Annotated in this window: 20 protein-coding genes; 13 read left to right on the top strand and 7 right to left on the bottom strand. The window is 69.2% G+C overall.

Annotated features, from left to right (window positions below):
- Positions 1 to 226: 226 nt before the first annotated feature.
- The gene (locus ABFG95_RS27780; RefSeq protein WP_336729376.1) at positions 227 to 1,300 is read right to left on the bottom strand and encodes a nitronate monooxygenase; all 1,074 of its coding nucleotides are present in this window, start codon (positions 1,298 to 1,300) and stop codon (positions 227 to 229) included.
- A gap of 142 nt (positions 1,301 to 1,442) precedes the next feature.
- Between ABFG95_RS27780 and ABFG95_RS27775 the strand changes: the two genes are divergently transcribed.
- On the top strand, positions 1,443 to 2,267 hold the full coding sequence (locus tag ABFG95_RS27775) for a TlpA disulfide reductase family protein (protein ID WP_348995172.1): 825 nt from the start codon (positions 1,443 to 1,445) through the stop codon (positions 2,265 to 2,267).
- 34 nt (positions 2,268 to 2,301) lie between these two features.
- Here ABFG95_RS27775 and ABFG95_RS27770 read toward each other — a convergent pair whose 3' ends face one another.
- From ABFG95_RS27770 to ABFG95_RS27755, 4 genes are read right to left on the bottom strand one after another with little or no spacing between them, the layout of a single operon-like run.
- A complete protein-coding gene (locus ABFG95_RS27770) occupies positions 2,302 to 2,625 on the bottom strand; it encodes a hypothetical protein (RefSeq protein ID WP_238909325.1) in 324 nt (107 codons plus the stop codon).
- 11 nt (positions 2,626 to 2,636) lie between these two features.
- Positions 2,637 to 3,779, bottom strand: coding sequence for a thiolase family protein (locus tag ABFG95_RS27765; protein ID WP_348995171.1), 1,143 nt, complete (start codon positions 3,777 to 3,779; stop codon positions 2,637 to 2,639).
- Entirely contained in the window at positions 3,776 to 5,089 is a 1,314-nt protein-coding gene (locus tag ABFG95_RS27760; protein WP_348995170.1) for an MFS transporter, read from the bottom strand. The genes ABFG95_RS27765 and ABFG95_RS27760 overlap by 4 nt, the downstream gene beginning before the upstream one ends.
- 33 nt (positions 5,090 to 5,122) lie before the next feature.
- Positions 5,123 to 6,706 (bottom strand): ATP-dependent acyl-CoA ligase, encoded by a 1,584-nt coding sequence (locus ABFG95_RS27755; RefSeq protein WP_263900877.1) that lies wholly within the window; start codon positions 6,704 to 6,706, stop codon positions 5,123 to 5,125.
- Positions 6,707 to 6,845: 139 nt separating this feature from the next.
- Here ABFG95_RS27755 and ABFG95_RS27750 point away from each other — a divergent pair, with 139 nt between their 5' ends.
- Together ABFG95_RS27750 and ABFG95_RS27745 are read left to right on the top strand one after the other, a co-directional pair.
- A complete protein-coding gene (locus tag ABFG95_RS27750) occupies positions 6,846 to 7,778 on the top strand; it encodes a LysR family transcriptional regulator (RefSeq protein ID WP_348995169.1) in 933 nt (310 codons plus the stop codon).
- Between the two features lie 96 nt (positions 7,779 to 7,874).
- The gene (locus ABFG95_RS27745; RefSeq protein ID WP_348995168.1) at positions 7,875 to 8,756 is read left to right on the top strand and encodes an MBL fold metallo-hydrolase; all 882 of its coding nucleotides are present in this window, start codon (positions 7,875 to 7,877) and stop codon (positions 8,754 to 8,756) included.
- 29 nt (positions 8,757 to 8,785) lie between these two features.
- Here the strand turns inward: ABFG95_RS27745 and ABFG95_RS27740 are convergent, their stop codons facing one another.
- Both ABFG95_RS27740 and argC read right to left on the bottom strand, forming a co-directional pair.
- On the bottom strand, positions 8,786 to 9,307 hold the full coding sequence (locus tag ABFG95_RS27740) for a DUF6622 family protein (protein WP_238909306.1): 522 nt from the start codon (positions 9,305 to 9,307) through the stop codon (positions 8,786 to 8,788).
- Between the two features lie 107 nt (positions 9,308 to 9,414).
- Positions 9,415 to 10,359, bottom strand: a complete 945-nt coding sequence (argC, locus tag ABFG95_RS27735; RefSeq protein ID WP_312486682.1) for an N-acetyl-gamma-glutamyl-phosphate reductase — start codon at positions 10,357 to 10,359, stop codon at positions 9,415 to 9,417.
- A gap of 135 nt (positions 10,360 to 10,494) precedes the next feature.
- On the opposite strand from argC, the gene ABFG95_RS27730 reads away from it, so the two are divergent.
- The 10 genes from ABFG95_RS27730 to ABFG95_RS27685 all read left to right on the top strand — a co-directional run bounded on the left by ABFG95_RS27730 (position 10,495) and on the right by ABFG95_RS27685 (position 20,224).
- Complete coding sequence (locus tag ABFG95_RS27730; protein ID WP_049073932.1) at positions 10,495 to 11,406, top strand: LysR family transcriptional regulator; 912 nt, start codon at positions 10,495 to 10,497, stop codon at positions 11,404 to 11,406.
- On the top strand, positions 11,403 to 11,855 hold the full coding sequence (locus tag ABFG95_RS27725; RefSeq protein ID WP_049073934.1) for a MarR family transcriptional regulator: 453 nt from the start codon (positions 11,403 to 11,405) through the stop codon (positions 11,853 to 11,855). Before ABFG95_RS27730 ends, ABFG95_RS27725 begins: the two co-directional genes overlap by 4 nt.
- Before the next feature lie 89 nt (positions 11,856 to 11,944).
- On the top strand, positions 11,945 to 13,129 hold the full coding sequence (locus ABFG95_RS27720) for an HPP family protein (RefSeq protein WP_348995167.1): 1,185 nt from the start codon (positions 11,945 to 11,947) through the stop codon (positions 13,127 to 13,129).
- Positions 13,130 to 13,193: 64 nt separating this feature from the next.
- On the top strand, positions 13,194 to 14,633 hold the full coding sequence (locus ABFG95_RS27715; RefSeq protein ID WP_348995166.1) for an ATP-binding protein: 1,440 nt from the start codon (positions 13,194 to 13,196) through the stop codon (positions 14,631 to 14,633).
- Positions 14,630 to 15,244: a response regulator gene (locus tag ABFG95_RS27710; RefSeq protein WP_049073939.1), complete on the top strand. Its 615-nt coding sequence runs from the start codon at positions 14,630 to 14,632 to the stop codon at positions 15,242 to 15,244. The genes ABFG95_RS27715 and ABFG95_RS27710 overlap by 4 nt, the downstream gene beginning before the upstream one ends.
- Before the next feature lie 143 nt (positions 15,245 to 15,387).
- A complete protein-coding gene (locus tag ABFG95_RS27705) occupies positions 15,388 to 15,876 on the top strand; it encodes a heme-binding protein (protein WP_049073940.1) in 489 nt (162 codons plus the stop codon).
- A 254-nt stretch (positions 15,877 to 16,130) separates the two neighbouring features.
- A complete protein-coding gene (locus tag ABFG95_RS27700; RefSeq protein ID WP_348995165.1) occupies positions 16,131 to 17,321 on the top strand; it encodes a hypothetical protein in 1,191 nt (396 codons plus the stop codon).
- A 25-nt stretch (positions 17,322 to 17,346) separates the two neighbouring features.
- Positions 17,347 to 18,501: a hypothetical protein gene (locus ABFG95_RS27695; RefSeq protein ID WP_348995164.1), complete on the top strand. Its 1,155-nt coding sequence runs from the start codon at positions 17,347 to 17,349 to the stop codon at positions 18,499 to 18,501.
- 248 nt (positions 18,502 to 18,749) lie between these two features.
- On the top strand, positions 18,750 to 19,265 hold the full coding sequence (locus ABFG95_RS27690) for a sigma-70 family RNA polymerase sigma factor (RefSeq protein WP_049073943.1): 516 nt from the start codon (positions 18,750 to 18,752) through the stop codon (positions 19,263 to 19,265).
- On the top strand, positions 19,235 to 20,224 hold the full coding sequence (locus ABFG95_RS27685) for a FecR domain-containing protein (RefSeq protein ID WP_348995163.1): 990 nt from the start codon (positions 19,235 to 19,237) through the stop codon (positions 20,222 to 20,224). Before ABFG95_RS27690 ends, ABFG95_RS27685 begins: the two co-directional genes overlap by 31 nt.
- The last annotated feature ends 68 nt before the right edge of the window (positions 20,225 to 20,292 follow it).

The following is a 20,292-nucleotide window of genomic DNA, read 5'->3' as shown; positions in this document are numbered from 1 at the left end:
GAGGGCGCGAGGCGCAGGAATGAAGAAGGCCGGAGGGCTCGACGAAAGCCGCGAGCCGGTTATTTTAGCGTCCCTGGAAATATGTGTTTCATCGTGGCCATATATAGGGCCAAGCGATAGCGCCGGACAAGATCCTGCCAGGGGACGGGTTGCCCGCCCCCAACGGCGTCAACGCCCAGGCCGCCGCCCGCCGGCACATTCGCCAACCCGGACAGGCCGCGAGGCCCTAGCCGGCCCGCGCCGCCATGCCCCCGCGCAGGCCGGCCGCGCAGTCGAGCGCATCGTCCCACAACTGGCGGGTCAGCGCCTCGGCGTCGGTCTCGCGCGCCAGCGCGGCCGCCTCGCCCGACCACAGCAGCGAGAAATCCCCGCTGCCGGTCTTTTCCACCGCCGCCCGCAGCGGATCGACCGCCCCGGTCGCCAGCGGAAACGCCGGCGCCGCCGCGCTCATCGGCCCCTGTTCGCGCATGAAGCGCGTCAGCAGCCCGCGCGCCGGGCGGCCGGTGTACAGATTGGTCAGGCGCGTGGCATCGTCGCGCGCGGCCAGCACCGCCTGGCGATGGATGGCCGAACGGCCGGCCTGCGGCGTCAGCAGATAGGCGGTGCCCAGTTGCGCGGCCGCCGCGCCCAGCGCGAAGGCCGCGGCGATGCCACGCCCGTCGGCGATGCCGCCGGCCGCGATCACCGGCACGCCCACCGCGTCCACTACCTGCGGCAGCAAGGCGTACAGGCCCGGCTGCGCGCCGATGTCATCGGTCAGGAACATGCCGCGATGGCCGCCCGCCTCCACGCCCTGGGCGATGATGGCGTCCACGCCGCGGGCGTCGAGCCAGCGCGCCTCCTCGACGGTGGTGGCGGAGGACAGCACCATGGCGCCGGCGCGCCGCACCCGCTCCAGCAGCGCGTCGTCCGGCAGGCCGAAATGAAAGCTCACCACCGCCGGGCGCGATTCCTCGACCACCTGGCACATGGCGTCGTCGAACGGCGCGCGGCCCGGGCCGCTGCCGGCGGCCGACAGGTCCAGCCCGGCCTCGCGGTAGTACGGCGCCAGCGTCTCGCGCCAGCGGGCCTGGGCCGCCTCGTCGGGCGCGGGCGGAGTGTGGCTGAAGAAATTCAGGTTGAACGGCGCATCGGTCTGCGCGCGGATCGCGGCGATCTGCTCGCGCAGCGCGTCCGCGCCGAGCGCCGCGCAGGCCAGCGAGCCGAGGGCCCCGGCGCGGCATGCGGCGATGGTCAGCGGGCTGAAAGAGCCGACCATCGGCGCTTGGATCAGGGGCAACAGCGAAGGCAGCGATTTCATCGAGGGCACACGACGGCGAGGAAGGATGTCCAAGCATATCGCAACGGCGTGCTAGGCTTGGAGCTTGTCCCTACTCGCATCACGCCATGGAATTTCGCAGCAACGGCCGCCCCGGCGCGGCCGCGCGTCGGGAGCGCGCCGCATGAGTCCCGCCCTCCGTCTTGGCCCCCTGGTGTTTCCGATCGAGCTCGCGCTGCTGGCGGCCGCCGTCGCCGTCGGCCTGCTCGCCAGCCGCCTGCTGGCCGGCGCGCGCGCCGAGGACGCCAGCCGCGTCTTGTGGCGCTGCCTGCTGCTGGGCCTGCTGGCGGCGCGGCTGGCCTTCGTCTGGCAATACCGCGATCACTTCCTGCAGGCCCCGCTCAGGATTCTCGACCTGCGCGACGGCGGCTGGGCCGGTTCCGCCGGACTGGCCGCGGCGCTGGCTTACGGCGCCTACGCCGTGCTGCGCCAACTCGCTCCACGCCGCGCCGTGTTGGTCGCGATGGCGCTGGGCACGGCGGTCTGGCTCGGCGGCGGCCGCCTGCTGACGCCATCGGCGCAGCCCCAGCCAGAGCTGGCGGCCCTGTCGCTGCACCAGCTGGATGGCGCGCCCGCCTCCCTGGCCGCCTTTCACGGCAAGCCGATGGTTGTGAACCTGTGGGCCAGCTGGTGCCCGCCGTGCCGCCGCGAGATGCCGGCCTTCGAGCAGGCGCAGGCGGCCAACCCCGACATCCATTTCGTCTTTCTGAACCAGGGTGAAGCGGCGGCCACCGTCCGCCAATACCTGGATGAGCACGCGCCATCGCTTGCCAACGCCTTGCTCGATCCCGCCGGCGACGCCTCGCGCCAGATGAGCAACCGCGGTCTGCCCGCGACCCTGTTCCTCGATGCCGAAGGCCGGCTGATGGACGTGCGCGTCGGCGAACTGTCGACCGCCGCGCTGGCGCAACGGCTGCAATCGATCCGCGCGGTCGACGGGCAGCGCTGATCGGCGCGCTCACGCCAAGGCCGATTCCGGGCTGTCAGCCCTCGCCCGGCACCGCGTCGCCTTGGGGCAACGCTTGCGCCCAGGGCAGCGCCGCTCCGTGCGCCGTCCTTGTCGACAAGCGCAGCCGCTGCCCCACCCCTTGCGGCATATCCGCCAGGCGCACCACCAGCAGCGGCCCGCGCGGCAGCGCATTGACGGTAGCGAAGACGCCGTCGGCGTCGCCGCCCTTGCCCGGCACCCGGGTCCACGCCAGCAGTTCAGCTTGCTCCACCGCCACCTCGCGCGCCCGCTCGTGTCCGCACGCCGGGCACCACAGCCGCGCCGGGTAGACCCGGTGCCCGCACTGTGCGCATTCCATCACGCTGAAACTCATGCGTCCTCCCTGGCCAATACCGCCGCGTTGGCGCACATGCCGTAGCGCAGCTGCACCATGCCGTAGCCGGTCGCCACGCCGTGGCGCGCGCCCGCCACCTGCCGCGCGCCGGCGCGGCCCAGCAATTGGCGCGCCACTTCCGCCAGCCCATGCATGCCGCCGGCCGTGCCGGCCTGTCCCGCCGACAACTGGCCGCCCGCCGTATTGACCGGCAACTCGCGCGTGGCGATGCGGCGCGCAATGAACCCCGGCAGGTCGTCCGCCGGCGCCAGGCCCAGGTCGCACAACTGCGCCACGGCCATGGCCGGGTAATCGTCGTACACGCCGACCACGTCCATGTCTTGCGGCCCGAGGCCAGCCTCGGCCCACAGCACGGGCGCGAACCCGGCGATGCCGGTCACCAGCCCGTCGCCTTCCTGCTGGTCGGCGTTGTAGCGCGCGCCGCTGGCCCGCAGCGCGACGTGCACGCCTTGCGGCCGCGCCTGCAGCACCAGCGCGCAGGCGCCGCTGACCACCGGCACGCAATCGAGCCGGCCCAGCGGCTCGGCCACCATCGGCGCCTCCAGGTACTGCCCCAGCGTCAGCGGCTGGCGATACGCAGCGTTGGGATTGCCCGCCGCCCAGGCGCGCTGCGCCACGCACAGCGCGCCATAATCCTCGCGCCGCAGGCCGGTTTGCGCCATCTGGCGCTGCGTCAGCATGGCGAACAGCGGGTTCGGCCCGGCGCAGCCCAGCGGGCTCAGGTAATCCTGCGCGCTGCGGTTGTAGCGCCCCACCAGCGCGGCAAAGTCGGCGCCGCTGAAATGGTCGCCCGCCACCAGCACGATGGTGCGCGCCTGCCCGGCCCGCAGCGCCAGCCAGGCGTGGCGCAGCATATTGATGGCGCTGGCGCCGCCCATCTCGTCCTGCATGCACCAGTCCAGCGTCAGCCCGAGCCACCACGCCATGTCGATGGCGCGGTCGGGGCGCAGCGTGAACGAGGCCAGCCCCAGGCCGTCGACGTCCGCCGGCCGCAACCCGGCGTCGTCCAGCGCCAGCCGCACCGCCCGCGCGATCAGCGTGGCCGTGTCGCAGCCAGGCTCGGGATGGCGCAGCGCGGGCGTCTCGCCCACGCCGACGATGCCGGGACCGGCGCTCATGCCGATTCCTGGCGCGGCGGTTCGCGCGTCAGCAGCAAGGTGATGACCGTAATGGCGGCCATCCCCACCAGGAACCACGCCACCGGCGTGGCCGATTCATACTTGCGCAGCAGCGCCATGGCGATCAGCGGCGACAGGCCGCCGGCGAACACCGAGGCCAGCTCGTGGCCCAGCGCCAGGCCGGTGTAGCGCACCTCGGCCGGGAACAGCTCGGCGAAGTACGCCGGCTGGGTGCCGATCATGGCCGCGTGACAGACCGTATTGCCCAGAAAGAACGCCAGGAAGATCCACACCGGCTCCTTGGTCTGCACCAGCCAGAAGAACGGAAACGCCGCCAGCATCAACCCGGCCGAGCCGATCAGGTAGACGGCGCGCCGGCCGATGCGGTCCGACAGGTGGCCGAACCACACCAGCGTGCCCAGCTCGATGAACATGGACGCCAGCACCCCGCCCAGCATCACGTCATTGGGAATGCCCAGGAACTTGCCGTAGGCCAGCGCGAACGCCAGGAAGATGTACGAGCCGCCGTTCTCCGCCACGCGCAGCCCCATGGCCGTGAACACCTGGCGCGGATAGCGGCGGAACACTTCCACCGCCGGCATGCCGCGCTTGGCGGTCTTCCTGGCCTGCACGAATTCGTCGCTTTCCGGGATGTGCTTGCGGATGTACAGGCCGATGCCGAAGATCAGCACGCTCAGGAGGAACGGCAGGCGCCAGCCCCAGCTCATGAAGGCCTCCTGCGGCAGTTGCTGCGCCAGCATGAAAACGCCGGAAGACAACACAAAGCCGCCCGCCACGCCCAACTGGCTGAACGACGAAAAGTAGCCGCGGCGCTTGCCGCCCACCGCCTCGCTGATGAGCAGCACGCCGCCGCCCCATTCGCCGCCGGCGGCCGCGCCTTGCAGCACGCGCAGCACCACCATCGCCACCGGCGCCCAGATGCCGATCTGCTCATAGGTGGGCAACAGCCCGATCAGGAAGGTGGCCGCGCCCATGATGCCCAGCGTCCATTCCAGCGCCAGCTTGCGGCCATAGCGGTCGCCGATGTGGCCGAACACCACGCCGCCCAGCGGCCGCGCCAGAAAGCCCACCGCAAAGCCGGCGAAGGCGCCCATGGTGCCCAGCAGCGGATCGGTGCCCTTGGGAAAGAACAGTTCGCCGAACACCAGCGCCGCCGCCGTGCCGTAGATGAAAAAGTCGTACCACTCCATCGCGTTGCCGGCGACGGACGCCATCACCACCCGCCGCGTGCGCTTCCTGCGGGCCTGCTCGTCGGCGCTCTGCGCCGCGCCCTGGTATGCCATCGTCATGCTCTTGCCCCTTGTTTTATCTATGGACGGGATTCAGCGCGCCACGCGGTAGCCGGCGGCGTCGCGATCCCAGGTGTCACCCGTCACGCCCTCATCGCGCAACCGGAACTTGCGGACCTTGCCGTTCTCGGTGCGCGGCAGGTCATCCAGCATGCGCAGGTAGCGCGGCACGGCGAAATACGGCATGCGCGGCTGGCAGAAATCCAGCAGCGCCTCGGGCGTGAGCGCGCAGCCCGGCTTGCAGACCAGCGCCGCCATGACCTCGTCCTCGGCCAGCTCCGAGCGCACCGCGTAGACCGCCGCCACCGCCACCGACGGATGCGCCAGCAGCACCTGCTCGACCTCGTACGACGAAATGTTTTCGCCGCGCCGGCGGATCGCGTCCTTCATGCGGTCCAGGAAGCGGAAGTAGCCGTCGGCGTCGCGCACCACGCGGTCGCCGGTGTGGAACCACAGGTTGCGCCAGGCCTCGACCGTCTTGTCGGCCATGCCGAAGTAGCCGGTGGCGATGGCGAACGGCGGCCGCGCCCGCAGCAGCAGTTCGCCGGCCTGGCCGTCCGGCAGCGGCGCGTCGTGCTCGTCCGCGACAATGGCGTCGAACTCGGGCGCGACCCGGCCCATGGCGCCCGGCCGCTGCTCAGCCAGCGTGCCGCCCAGCGCGAAATTGGTCTCGGTGGAGCCGTAGCCTTCCAGCAGCGCGATGCCGGTGCGCTCGGTGAAGACGGCATGGAAGCGTTCGGGCACGCCCGGCGCCAGCGCGATGCGGGTGCGGTGGCCGCGTTCGGCCGCCGACGTTTCACGCGCCAGCAACATCGGCACCATCGCGCCCAGCAGATAGGTGACGGTGGCGCCCGTGGCCGCCAGCCGCTCGAAATAGCGGCTGACCGAAAAGCGCTCGTCGCAGACGATCGAGGCGCCGGTCGCCAGCGCCTGGAAACAGGCGTTCAGCGCGTTGGTATGGAACAGCGGCAGGCTGGTGTAGAGCACGTCGTCGGCGCCAATCTCCAGGTTGCGGGCCGCGATGACGCCCCACCAGTGGAACTGCGCATGCGGGCAGCACACGCCCTTGGACAGACCCGAGGTGCCGGAGGTGTAGAGGATCGCCAGGGTGTCGCCCGGGCCGAGGTCGGCTTCGGGCGCGAGCGCGTCCGGCAAGGCCGGCAGCGCGGTGGCCGGCGCCGGCAGGCCGGGCGTGATCGCGGCCGAGTCGTTCGCGCCATCGTCCAGCAGCCAGATCTGGCGCAGCGCCAGGCCGGCGGCGTCAAGGCCGGCCAGTGCCGGACAGGAGGCCCGGTCGGCCACCAGCAGCACGCAGCCGCTGTTGGCCAGGATGTGCTGCAGCTGCATGCCGCGCGACGCGGTGTTGATCGGCACCGCCACCGCGCCCAGCCAGCCGCAGCCCAGCACCAGCGACATGAACTCGATGCGGTTGCCGGCCATCAGGCCGACGCGGTCGCCACGGCCCACGCCGGCCTGGGCCAGCAGCGCCGCCCAGCGGGCCGCGTGCTCGGGCGCCTCGGCGTAACGCAGCGCGCCGCCCGGCGCCTGGATCCACGGCCGCGTTCCCTGGCGTGCCGCCTGGTCGCGCAACAGCGACGGCAAAGTCAATGCATGCATGACGTGCTCTTCCCCTTGTTGTCGGCGGCCGCACGGTCACTGCCGCGGCTCGTGAAAATTAGTCTAGGAATCAACTATTTATGTGTCAAATTTATGGGTATTATTCATTGCATAAACCAGACTGATAACAAGGGCAGGCGTGGACTTCGACTTGAATCTCATGCGGGTTTTCCTGACTGTGCTGCACGAACGCAGCGTCACCCGCGCGGCCCAGCGGCTGCAATTGACGCAGCCCGCCGTGAGCTATGCGCTGGCAAGGCTGCGCGAGAAATTCGACGATCCGCTGTTCGTGCGCACGCCCGCCGGCATGCGGCCCACGCCGGTGGCCTTCGCGCTGGCCGACCCGATCGAGCGCGGCATGAACAGCTTTGCCGAAGCCGTCAGCCTGCGGCAGCATTTCGATCCCGCCAGCAGCGCGCGGCGCTTCCGCCTGTCGATGTCGGACATCGGCGAAATGGTTTTCCTGCCCAGCCTGATGGAGCGCGTGCACGCGCTGGCGCCGCGCCTGCGGGTCGAGGTGGTCGAGGTGCCACTGGAACAACTGCCGCAGGCGCTCAAGGACGGCGAGATCGACCTGGCGATCGGCAACCTGGCCGGCCTGGGCCGCCACACCCGCCACGCCGACCTGTTCAGCGAGCGCTACGCCTGCATGGGCCGGCGCGGCCATCCGGTGCTGTCGGCGGGATTGACGCGCGGCCAGTTCAAGCGCCTGGACCACATCCTGGTGGCGTCGCGCGCCAGCGCGCACCGCCTGCTCGACGATGTGCTCGGCGAGGCCGGGCTGCACCGCCAGCCCTACCTGACGCTGCCGCATTTCTCGGCCGCCGCCGAGATCGTGCGGCGCACCGACCTGACCGTCACCCTGCCGCACCGCGCGGCGGTCTGGTTCAACCGCGACAACGCTTTCGAGATCCGGCCGCTGCCGCTGACGCTGCCGCCGCTGAGCGTCACCGTGCACTGGCACGCGCGCTTCGAGAGCGATCCCGGCACGCGCTGGCTGCGCACGCTGGTGGTGGACGCGCTGGCGGATCCCGCCGACGGCGAAAAAACGCCGCTGGCGCCACCCACATGACCGTTATACGCAACAGTTTTACCCATAAATTGCGGTTTATCTGACCGGATGGCGCAACTAGACTGCCGTCATTCCCTCTTTTTCCAGGAAACCGCCATGTCCACCCTGCCCTCCCTGCGCCGCCTGCTGCCCCGCCTGGCACTCGTGCTGTCCATGCCCGGCCTGGCCGCCGCCGGCGAACTGACAATCACCCCTTACAACCCGGGCAACGACGCCATCTTCCAGGTCTCGTCCGTCCTGGTCAGCGGCGAACGCGAGGCGATCCTGATCGACGCCCAGTTCGGCAAGTCACAAGCCGAACAACTGGTGGCGCTGGTGCGCGCCAGCGGCAAGACGCTCACCACCATCTACATCAGCCATGGCGACCCGGATTTCTATTTCGGGCTTGACACCCTTCTGGAAGCCTTCCCCCAGGCCAAGGTCGTGGCCACCGCCCCCACCGTGCGCCACATCCGCGACACCGTGGACGCCAAGCTGACGTTCTGGGGCCCCAAGCTGGGCGCCGACGCGCCGCGCAAGGCGGTCATTCCGCAAGTGTTGCAAGGCGACACCCTGACCCTGGAAGGCGAAACCTTGCGGATCACCGGCCTGGACGGTCCGCAGCCCGATCGCAGCTTCGTCTGGATCCCCTCGCGCAAGGCGGTGGTGGGCGGCGTGGTGGTGTTCGGCAACCTGCATGTGTGGACCGCCGACACGCAGACGCCGCAATCGCGCGCCGACTGGCTCGCAACCCTGGCCCGTATCGACAGCCTCAAACCCACGACCGTGGTGCCGGGCCATTACGCTCCCGGCGCCCCGCTGACGCTGGAATCGGTGCATTACACCCAGGGTTACCTGCGCGCCTTCGAGGCCGAAGCCGCCCAGGCCAGGGACAGCGCCGCGCTGATCCAGGCGATGCGCGCGCGCTACCCGCAAGCCGGGGCCGCTGCCTCGCTGGAGATCAGCGCCAAGGTGGCCAAGGGCGAAATGAAATGGTGAGCGGGTGAAGGAATGAGGCGGCGGCCGGGTCAGCGCCGGGCCAGCGGCGGGCGTAGCGCCAGGTGCCGCAGGTGCCAGATCTGCGACAGCGTGCCGCCCCAGAACATGCCGTCCACCAATCCGGACACGCCGCCGAAGGCCGCCGAGAAGGCGGCGTCGGCGGCCAGGCCGTGGTCCCGCGCCAGCATCGCCATCAGCACGAACTTGGACACGAAGGCCAGCACCAGCAGCACCAGGGTAATGGGCGAACCCGGCCGCTCGATCATCCGCGTTTCGGGATGGTAGGCGGCGCGGCCGACGCGCGACCACAGGTTCCAGCCGATCGCGCCGCCGGCCGCGACACCCGCGCAGAACGCTTCATAAGCCGCTCGCAGATCCGTGACCTCGCCATGGATCGACACCAGCGCCCACACCAGGAACAGCACCGGCAGCAGGAAGGTGCGCGTCACCGACACCTGCCGCGGACGCAGCGCGCGGATGCCGCGATACAGCAGGAACGCGAACAACGCCCATACCCAGAGCGGCGTACGCCGCAGGATTTCGAAGCTCATGAGTGTCCCCCGGGGACCGGACCGACGACGGTATCGGCGCTCAAGTTGAGCAGAAAACCCCTGACAAACCGCTTGCGGCCGCCCCGCCAACCCGGCGGCCGCGAGCTTCAGGCTTCGGCCAGCGCCAGCGCCTCCAGCATCAGGTCCAGATTCTGCACCGCCGCGCCCGAAGCGCCCTTGCCCAGGTTGTCGAACACCGCGGTCAGCAGCACCTGGCCATGCTGTTCGTTGCCATGCAGCGCCAGCCGCAGGTCGTTGGTGCCGTTGAGCGCCTGAGGATCCAGATGCGTCTGCGCCGCCGCGTCCTGCGGCGTTAACACCTGTACATGGCGACTGCCGGCGTAATGCCGCGCCAGGCATTGCTGCAACTGCGCGATCGTGACGCCGTCCGGCAACAGGCGCAGTTGCAGCGGCACCGTCAGCACGATGCCCTGGCGGAATGCGCCATACGACGGCACGAACACCGGCCGCTGCGACAACCCGGCGTGGCGCTCGATTTCCGGCGTGTGCTTGTGCGCCAGCCCCAGCCCGTAGACCTGAAATGCCAATCCGCCGCTGGCGCCCGGGCCCTCATAGGCGTCGACGCTGGCGCGTCCCCCGCCCGAATAGCCAGACACGGCATGCACCGTCAGCGGGTAATCGGCCGGCACCAGGCCCGCCCGCACCAGCGGCCGCAACAAGGCGATCGCGCCGGTGGGATAGCAGCCGGGGTTGGTGACGCGCTTGGCCTGGGCAATGCGCTGCGCCTGCTCCGCCTCCATTTCCGGGAAGCCGTACACCCAGCCGGCGGTGGTGCGGTGCGCCGAGCTGGCGTCGATCACCCGGACCTGCGGATTGACGATGGACGCCACTGCCTGGCGCGCCGGCTCGTCGGGCAGGCAAAGAATCGCGATGTCACTGGCGTTGATGGCGTCGGCGCGGCGCCGGGGATCCTTGCGGTCGGCTTCGGCCAGCGTCAACAGGCGCAGGTCGGCGCGGCCGCGCAGGCGTTCGTGGATCTGCAGACCGGTGGTGCCCTGGTCGCCGTCGATGAATACGAGAGGTTGCGTCATGTGCGTGGCCTTGCGGAATGGCCGGCCCGGCGCCGGCGGAATGAAGAAGTCGGGATGCCATCATTGCGCAACCCACTCAATAGGAAAAGTCGAATATCATGACGTTCAGATTCAGACTTTCTGAACAAAACCGCCATGCGTGAAATCAATCTCGACCGCCTGCGCACCCTGGTCGCCATCGCCGACCTGGGGTCGTTCGCCGAGGCGGCCCGCGCGCTGCACCTGGCGCCGCCCACCGTCAGCCTGCACATCACCGACCTGGAAGCGCGCATCGGCGCGCCGTTGCTGACGCGCAAACGCGGCCAGGTGCGTCCCACGCCCATCGGCGAGACGCTGCTCGAACGCGCGCGCCGCCTGCTGGCCGAAGCCGACCAGGCGCTCGACGACGTGCAGCGGCAGGTGCAGGGGCTGGGCGGCCGGGTGCGGCTGGGGGCCTCCACCGGCGCCATCGCCCACCTGTTGCCCCAGGCGCTGGAAACCCTGGGGCGCGAGCATCCGGGCATTGACGTGCAGGTGGCGGTGCTGACCTCGCAGGAAACCCTGCAGCAGCTGCGCGACGGCGCGCTCGACGTCGGCCTGGTGGCGCTGCCGCAGCCTGCGGTGGCGGGGCTGGTGCTGCGGCCATGGCGGCGCGACCCCATCATGGCGTTCCTGCCTGCCAGCTGGAATGCCCCCGCGCGCATCGCCCCGGCCTGGCTCGGCGATCGGCCGCTGATCCTGAACGACGCCAGCACCCGGCTGTCGCGCCAGACCGGCGAATGGTTCGCCGGCGCCGGCCTCAACCCGCGCCCACGCATCCAGCTGAACTACAACGATGCCATCAAGAGCCTGGTGGCGGCCGGCTACGGCGCCACGCTGCTGCCGCACGAAGCCACGGCGCCGCAACCCGATCCACGCATCGTGATGCGGCCGTTGCGGCCGGCGCTCTGGCGGCCGTTGGGCATCGCGCATCGCGACGGCCAGGTCGAACGCGCCACCCAGCACGTGCTGGATGCGCTGTGGCGGTTGCGCGCGGCCGGCGAACGCGGATTAGAATCGTCCGCGTGAAATCCTCCCCCCGCCCCACCCTGCCCACGGCCACTGACTACGAACTGCTGGCGGACTTCCGCTATGCGCTGCGCAAGTTCGCGGCCTTCAGCGAAAACGCCGCCGCCGGCGTCGACCTGATGCCGCAGCAGCACCAGGCACTGCTGGCCATCAAAGGCAGCCGCCCCGCCGCGCCCGGACGTCGCGGCCTGTACGTGGGCGAGATCGCCGAACGCCTGCTGGTGCGCCCCCATACCGCCGCGGAACTGGTCACTCGGCTGGAACGGCTCGATCTCGTCAGCCGCGAGTCCGATGCCGAAGACGGCCGCCGCGTCGAAGTGGTGCTGACGGACAAGGCCGAACGCCTTCTCGCCAGCCTGTCGGCCTCGCACTTGGAAGAGTTGCGCGCCATGCGCCCGCTGCTGACGCGCCTGCTGGCCCGCATCGGCGGCGAATCCGCCGAGCGCTGATCGCCCCGCGCCCCGTCGGCGCGCGGGCGCGCACGCCGCGTGATAAATTATCGCCCCCCGATATATCTGCAACGGAGAAGACCTTGGGAGTGGCAATCAGGCGCTGGCTGGGTGCGTTCGCGCCGGCGCCGGTCGGCGTCAACACGCGCGAAAAACTCTATGGCGCGATCGGCGCGCTGCTCGGGCTGTTTTGCACCGAATGGGTCGGCCACCATGCGCTGGGCAACGCCAATCCGTGGTTCATCGCGCCCATGGGGGCCTGCGCCGTGCTGCTGTTCGCCGCGCCCGCCAGCCCGCTGGCACAGCCCTGGCCGATCATGGCCGGCAACATCGTCTCGGCCTTGATCGGCGTGTTCTGCGCCCAAGCGATCGGCGATCCCGGCGTAGCGGCGGCGGCCGCGGCGGCGCTGGCCATCGGCGCCATGTTCTCGCTGCGCTGCCTGCACCCGCCCAGCGGCGCCGTGGCGCTCACCGCGGTGCTGGGCGGCCCCCAGGTGGCGGCGCTGGGCTATGGCTTCGCGCTCTGGCCCGTGGCGCTGAATTCCGCCATCCTGCTCTGCATCGCCGTGGTCTTCAACGGCCTGCTCAAGCGCAACTATCCGCGCCGCCACGCCGAACCGGCCGCCAGCCACCAGACCCGCGACCCGGCGCCCAGCGCCCGCCTCGGCTTCTCGCGCGCCGATCTCGACCAGGCCCTGGCGCAACGCGGCGAGCTGCTCGACATCAGCAAGGAAGACCTCGAGGAGATCGTGCTGGCGGCCGAGCTGCGCGCCAGCCGCCGCCGTTTCGGCGACGTGCGCTGCGCCGACATCATGTCGCGCGACGTGGTCTCGGTGCGGCAGCAGGACCCGCTGGACTACGCCGTGCGCCTGTTCGACAAGCACCGCCTGCAATGGCTGCCCGTGCTCGATTCCGCCGGCCGCTACGCCGGCATGCTGGCGCAGGGCGACGTGCTGGCGCGCAAGAGCCGGCCGGCCGCGGCCGCCGCCGGCGGCGCGCCCGCCGATCTGCTGGTGGCCGATTGCATGCGCTCGGAGGTGCCGTTCGCCCATCCCGACCTGCCGGCGATCGAACTGGCGCGCCCCATGTCCGACCGCCTGCACTGCGTGCCGGTGCTGGGCGATGACCGCGTGCTGGTCGGCCTGGTGACCCAATCCGACCTGGTCGCCGCGCTGCATCAGATGGCATTGTCGGCCGCCGCCCCGTCCGCCCCCGCCGTCCCCGCCGCCCCCGCCGCCCACGACGCCCACGACGCCGGCCGTCGCGCCGCTTGAGGCGGCGCCGCCTCCGTAGCCCTACGGATTCCGGGCCGGACGGCGCGCAGGGCATAATTCCAACGTGAATCCCCCCTTGCGCCACCGCGCTTTCCTCTACTGGCTGGTCCTGTTCTGCCTCGGCGCCCTCTGGATCGGCCGCCAGCACTACGTCGACCAGTACGACCGCTTTTTCCAGGACACCAGCGTGGCGCAGCGCATGCTGAGCCAGAAAACCGTGCAGCACGAAGCGGTGCTGGCGACGCTGGCCGCGCTGTCGCATCCCCCCGCGCCGGAACGGCTGTTTCCCAGCCTGCGCCCGGCCATGCCGCAACTGCAGGCGCTCGGCTATCTGGCGGACGGCGCCTGGTCCGGCAGCAGCGCGGAGCCGCCCGGCCTGCGCGCCGCCGTGGCCCAGGCCGGCGGTCTGGGCCGCGCTGTCACGCTGCCGCTGGACGCCGGCCGCTACTGGCTGGTGTCGCCGTCGAGCTGGAGCCTGCTGGTGGACGCGCGCGACCTGCTCGCCGCCGCCGACTTTCCCGCCGGCCTGTCCAACGTCAGCCTGGCCATCGGCGCACAGCCGCTGCCGCTGCTGCAACGCCAGCCCGATCCCGCGCCGTTCGGCTGGCCGCTGGCGCTGGACAAGCCGCTGGGCGCGACCAGCCAGCCCTTCCTGCTGCACAGCCGCCGCACGCTCACGCCGGCCACCTGGCCCTGGCTGCCCTGGCTGCTGTGGGCCCTGACCAGCGCGCTGCTGGTGGCGGGCGTGACGGCCACCCGGCGCTCGCGCGCCGAAGCCCGGCGCCAGCAGGAACAGGCGCGCCTGGCGGCGATGGCGCGGCTCGGCACGCTCGGCGAAATGGCGGCCGGCATCGCCCACGAACTGAACCAGCCGCTGACCGCGATCCTGGCGCAGACGCGCGCCGCGCAACGCCTGCTGGACGACGACGAAGAACGCCCCACGGTGCGTCGCGCGCTGCTGGCCAGCGCAGAACAGGCCAAGCGCGCCGCCGACATCATCAGCCGCATGCGCGCACTGGTGCAGCCCAGCGCCCCCGGCCGGCGCGAAGCGCTGGCCCCGGACGCGCTGGTGGCCTCGCTGCGCTTCCTGCGCGAACCCGAGCTGGCGCGCCAGGGCATCCAGTTGGGCTGGCACAACGCCAGCCCGCAGGCCCGGCCGCTGGGCGACCGCGTGGCCCTGGAACAGATCCTGCACAACCTGGTGCAGAACGCCGCCGACGCGCTGGCCGGCACCGCCGGCCCGCGCCAGATCACCCTCGAAGGCCGCGCCGAGGGCGCCACCTATGTGTTCAGCGTCAGCGACAATGGCCCCGGCATCGCCGCCGACGCCATGCCCCGGCTGTTCACGCCGTTCCACACCACCCGCGCCCAGGGCATGGGCCTGGGCCTCGCCCTCTGCGAGACGCTGGCGGGCGCGATGGACGGCCGCCTGGCCGCGCGCAACCTGCAACCCTCGGGCGCCTGCTTCACCCTGGTCCTGCCCCTGGCCGGAGAAACCGCATGAACGCGCCCGATCAATCCCCGCTGGTCTACCTGGTCGACGACGACGACGCGGTGCGCGACGCGCTGGCGCTGCTGCTGCGCACCGTCGGCCTGCGCAGCGAGGGCCATGCCGATCCCCAGCAGTTCCTGGCGCAACTGTCGCCGCAAGCCATCGGCTGCGTGGTGCTCGACATCCGCATGCCCGGCATCAGCGGGCTCGACGTGCTGGCGCGCCTGGCCGAGGCCTCCGACCTGCCGGTGGTGATGCTGACCGGCCACGCCAACGTCGACCTGTGCCGCCGCGCCTTCAAGGGCGGCGCCATGGAGTTCCTGCAGAAGCCGGTGGACGACGACATCTTCCTGGACGCGGTGCAGTCCGCCGTGCGCGGCCACATCGCCCGCCGCGAGCGGCTGGCCGTGACCCAGGCCGCCGCCGACCGCCTGGCGCGCCTGTCCACGCGCGAGCACGAGGTGCTGGAACGCATCGTGCAGGGCATGAGCAACAAGGAAATCGCGCGCGAATTCGACCTGTCGCCGCGCACCGTCGAAACCTACCGCGCCAACGTGTTCGCCAAGCTCGAGGCCGATTCGCTGGCGCAGTTGATCCGCCAGTACGCCACGCTGCTGGAGTGACGCCGGCGCCACCGCGAGCCCCGTTACGCGCGCCGCCTCCGTAGCGCTACGGAGGCGCGTGGGTAATCGGGCGTATACCGCGCCACGCGCCTTTTGGCCACACTGACTGCTCCCGATCCCCACACGAAAAAAGGACGCAGACCATGACCCGCCACCCGCTCGCCGCCCTGGTTGCCACGCTCGCCGTCAGCGGCGCCGCCCACGCCGCCGTGCTCACCGAAAGCAATATCTCCACCGCCGACGCCCAGAAGCTGGCCAGCGCCGCCGTCGCCGCCTGCCAGGCCAAGGGCTACAACGTCAGCGCCTCGGTGGTCGACCGCGCCGGCCTGCTCAAGGCCTTCGTGCGCGCCGACAACGCCGGCCCCCACACCATCGAGGCCAGCCGCGCCAAGGCCTTCACCTCGGCCTCCGCCAAGGCGCCGACGCTGGCCATCATGGAGAACGCGCAGAAGAACCCCGGCGCCGCCAACCTGACCGACATCCCCGGCTACCTGCTGCTGGGCGGCGGCGTGCCGATCAAGGCCGGCAACAACGTCATCGGCGCCATCGGCGTGGCCGGCGCGCCCGGCGGCAACCTGGACGCGCAGTGCGCGGATGCGGTGCTGGAAGAGAACGCGGCGTTGTTCAAGTAAGGCGGGAGCGAAACTGGCCTCTGACTGCCGCCGAATTGCAGACATTCGGGGGCAGTTTCGCGTTTCGTCGCAAAGCGGTGATGCCATGCGCAAGGAGTGCCACCTCACATAGGTAGCGGGCAGGCATCGAGACGGCCACTTGATGAGGGTTCGTCCGCTTTAGCCGAATTGGCGCTTTCGTCACCCTGACCATCGCTATACGGTATTGGGCATTGTCCCGCTAGTCCTGCGGGCTTCTGAAGCATGCGGCCGCAATGACTAAACGAAATCGAGGATGGATTTTCGCCGCGGCATTGACGGTGGCTTGCGTCTTGCCATTGTGGTGGTCTTTTCTCACCTCACCGCCCCCGACTACCGAAGTGAAGGCGAGGGCCGCGGCCGAGGTGGCGACGCCCACCACGCAGACGCGCTTCTCGCCTCCCAATGGTGGCCGTGAGATCCGTTCACTCAGCATTCATCCGAATGGCAGCGACTGGTTGTTCGTCGAGTGCGTTGAGCGGATTCATCAGCGTTGTGACGTAATGCGCTATCAGTTGACGACAGGCCGCTTGTATCGTTACGGATTGCCTGAAGGCTTTCGCTACACTTACGCACACTATTCGCCTCAAGGGCGCTACATCGTAATGTCACGTCGGAAGATTCCGGGTGACTCCGAAGACGAGGAGCGCCGTTCGCTGAATGAATCTGAAATTGCGCTGATGCCCAGCGAAGGCGGTGTGCTGACGATCATTCCGGCGGCGCAAGGAAACAAGTTATCCCCTTTCATGTCTCTGGACGAGACGAGAATCGCATTCTGGCGCAGTGCGCGCTTGGTGCCACCCGGTCGGCGTGTGCGGCTTCTAGAGTTCGATCTCTGGGAATTTGACCTTTCAAGCGGCTCGGAACGGCCTTTCTCGGGTTTGTTCAAGTTTGTCGAAGGGGGGCAGGCGCAGTACGTTTCGGACGACGAAATTCTCCTCCAATCCTACGGTCCGTCCGGGCTCTTCGCCGGTTACCACGATCGCTATGGGGGTAGCGAGATTTATCGAATGAGACGTGGAGACGACAAGGTGCCAGTCCCATGTGCCTTTGATGGAATCTCGCATGCTGAACTGCCGTCCCAGGACCGGGCTGGCCGTCTTTGCCTCCAGGGACAAACGCGTCGCCATGGCTTGAGTGTGATCCGCCTGTCCTCGCAAGGCGTGCGGCAAGGGTGGCAGTTAATGCCTGCGGATTCGGGGTCGATATTTGAGCCTCGCGAATTGCTATGTGCGCCCGGCGGCGGCTATATCGCGACGATCTACATGGATCAGCCCTCCACTCGGGGCAACAGGCTTGGAGGAATGGCCATGCTGGATATCGCTACTACCACGTGGTCTGCGATCCAACTGCCTTCGTGGGCAGATGCAGAGATCATCCCTGTGACAGTCTCATCCAGACTGGGCAATAACGAAGTGAAACCGTAGTGCTTGACGATTAGCGTGAACGAAGATGGCTTCCGAATACGGCGATATCAGGCTCCTCAACCCCCATTGGGATGAACTGGCCAGTCTTGTTCCCATATACGGCAATTGGTGCGGGCCCGATTGGTCCGCGGGGCAGCGCGGTGGAGAACTGAGTCGGGACGAGCTTGTTCGAGGAGCGGTGTTCAAACGCCCGGGAGTCGATGGAACCACGCGGGAGAGTCCGCTGGATGCGATGTGCAAGGATCACGATCTGGCCTATTTTGATGCCAAAGGTCAGCCGGACGAAGCCATGCAAAAGCTCAAGGCCGACATAGCCCTGATGGCGAGGCTCTCTCAACTGGATCAGCAAAGCCTGCCGGAAGTTGAGCAGACCTATAGCAAACTGATGGCCTTCGCCTTTGCCGAGAAAATCTGGAATTTCGATCTTCCCGCCCTCGGCTACCAATTGGTGAAGCGTGCCTTTGGCGACCTGATGGCATCCGTCGAAATGGGATTCGGCGGTATCGACAGCCTTATCTACACAGACCAGTTCGGGACGACCATGAGCGGTTCAAGTTATCACGGGAACGTGATGGGCCTTGATCGTGAGGGGCATGTCGAATCCATGTCGTACGTGCTGTTCACTTTGACCATCGCCGGAAGCAACCGGCAGGGCGCATCCATAACTTACTACAAGGATGCCTATCCAGCGATCCACAGCATCACTTCTCTGCATGACGGCGCGGTTATTGCCGGAAGCGAAACGATAACTACAACCCTCGACGATGGTTCAGTGTTCGTGCAAGTTGGAGCATCCGCGCCAGTTACGATTCCCCCCTGGTCTGCTGGCGCTCTGCCGCCGCCCGAGTTTACGGAAAAAATGCCCCCCGCTTCGGCTGGTAGTATCGCGACGTGGTTCGGAGACGAATGGCCAATATTTCCGGGGGATTTCGGTCTGGTGGATGGCCCTGATTTTCCGACAGAGAGGATGGAACCATCGGGGGACGCCTCCACTCCCCGCTATTTCGCCGAGGTAGTGGAACCCGAAGGTCCAGGCGACCTGATGGGATTGCCATCGCCGTCTATCGTGGTCGAAGGGAATCCTGCGGACGAGTGGATCAACCCAAAATGGGACTCGTTCGATTGTGACAGGCCGGACTTAGATAAATATATGAGCTATTTTTGCGATAGTCTTCTCTGACGCACATCCTCATGCGATCAAAAGTCTTGACGCGCACGGACAGGACTTGGCGGCCGAAGCATGCAATACGGCGATGCTCGTGGACAATTCGATCATGGATCCTGACTACGCCACACTTGTGGATGGCATCTACGACGCTGGCTGGTGACCCGATTCGCGCCCTCCACGTTGGACGGCCGCGCTGCAATTCCAGTCCCAAATAGTTATAATAGGAACCATTCCCATTATTTTTCCGGTTTGGAGCATCCGTGCCGCCCGGCGACCTCCCGGCTCCCCACGCCGTCGACACGCTCTATCGCTCGCACCACGCCTGGCTGACGGCGTGGCTGCGGCGTCGCCTGCGCGACGACCACGACGCCGCCGATCTGGCCCAGGACACCTTCGTGCGCCTGATCGCCGCCCGCGACACGCCCGGCCTGCGCGAACCGCGCGCCTTCCTCGCCCGCATCGCCCACGGCCTGATGGTCAACCTGTGGCGCCGCCGCGATCTCGAACACGCCTATCTGCAAGCCCTGGCCCAGCGCCCCGAGGCCTGCGCGCCCTCGCCCGAGCGGCGCGCGCTGGTGCTGGAGGCGCTGGTCGAGATCGACGCCATGCTGCAGCGCCTGCCGGCCCGCGCCCGCGAGGCTTTCCTGCTGGCGCAACTGGGCGGCTACACCTATGCCGAGATCGGCCAGCGCCTGGACGTGTCCGAGCGCATGGTGAAGAAATACATGGCGCAGGTGATGCTGCAATGCCTGCTGATCGCGGACGGCGTCTGGTGAGGCCGGCCGCGCTATCCGCCCTGCCCGACCGCCGCGTGCTCGAAGCCGCGGCCGACTGGTTCGCGCGCCTGGGCGACGAGCGCGCCAGCGCCGACGACACCCGCCAATGGCAGGCCTGGCTCGATGCCCGGCCGGAACACCGCCGCGCCTGGGACGCCGTGGCGGCGATCAGCGCGCGCTTCGAATCCGTGGCCGGCGAGCCGGCGCTGCAGGCCCTCACCGGCGCCGGACGCGGCCGCCGCCGCGCGCTGCGCACGCTGATGCTGCTGGCCGGCGTCGGCGGCCTGGGCGCCGCCGCCTGGAATCAGCCCGCCACCCGCCGTCAGTTGGCTGACCTGCGCACCGATGTCGGCCAGACCCGCCAGGCCACGCTGGAGGACGGCTCGCGGCTGTGGCTGAACACCGCCAGCGCGGTCAATCTGCGCTTTGACGCGCAGGCGCGCCGCGTGGTGCTGGTTGACGGCGAAACCCTGATCGACACCCATCCCGATCCGCGCGCGCCGGCCCGGCCGTTCCTGTTGGATGTGGGTTATGCGCAACTGCGAGCGCTGGGCACCCGCTTTGCCGTACTGCGCGATGGCGGCCGCGCCTGGCTCGATGTCTACGCCGGCGCGGTCGAGATCCGGCCCGACGATGCCCCCGTCCACATCGCGCAGGCCGGCACGCGCACCGGCTTCAGCCGCCGCGCCATCGACCCGGCCGAAACGCTCGACCGCGCCCGCGACGCCTGGACCCGGGGCGAGCTGGTGGCCGACGGCCTGCCGCTGGCGCGCTTTGCGGCCGAACTGGCGCGTTACCGGCGCGGCTTCGTCACCTGTACGCCGGAGGTCGCGCAGCTGCCGTTGGTGGGCGTGTTCCCGCTGGCCGACACCGACCGCATCCTGCGCGCGCTGGAGACCACCCTGCCGGTGCGCGCCCGCCGCGTGCTGCCCGGTTGGGTCAGGCTGGAAGCCGCCTGACCGGACATCGCCCCGGCGCGACGGGCCTTTTTTGTAACAGCGGCGGATTTCCAGTTCCCCTTTTTTCT

Source organism: Achromobacter sp. HNDS-1, assembly GCF_040084795.1.
In the GTDB taxonomy this organism is placed as follows: domain Bacteria; phylum Pseudomonadota; class Gammaproteobacteria; order Burkholderiales; family Burkholderiaceae_B; genus Achromobacter; species Achromobacter ruhlandii.
The sequence above is the reverse complement of the archived record's forward strand: the minus strand, read 5'-3'. Positions and strand labels throughout refer to the sequence as shown.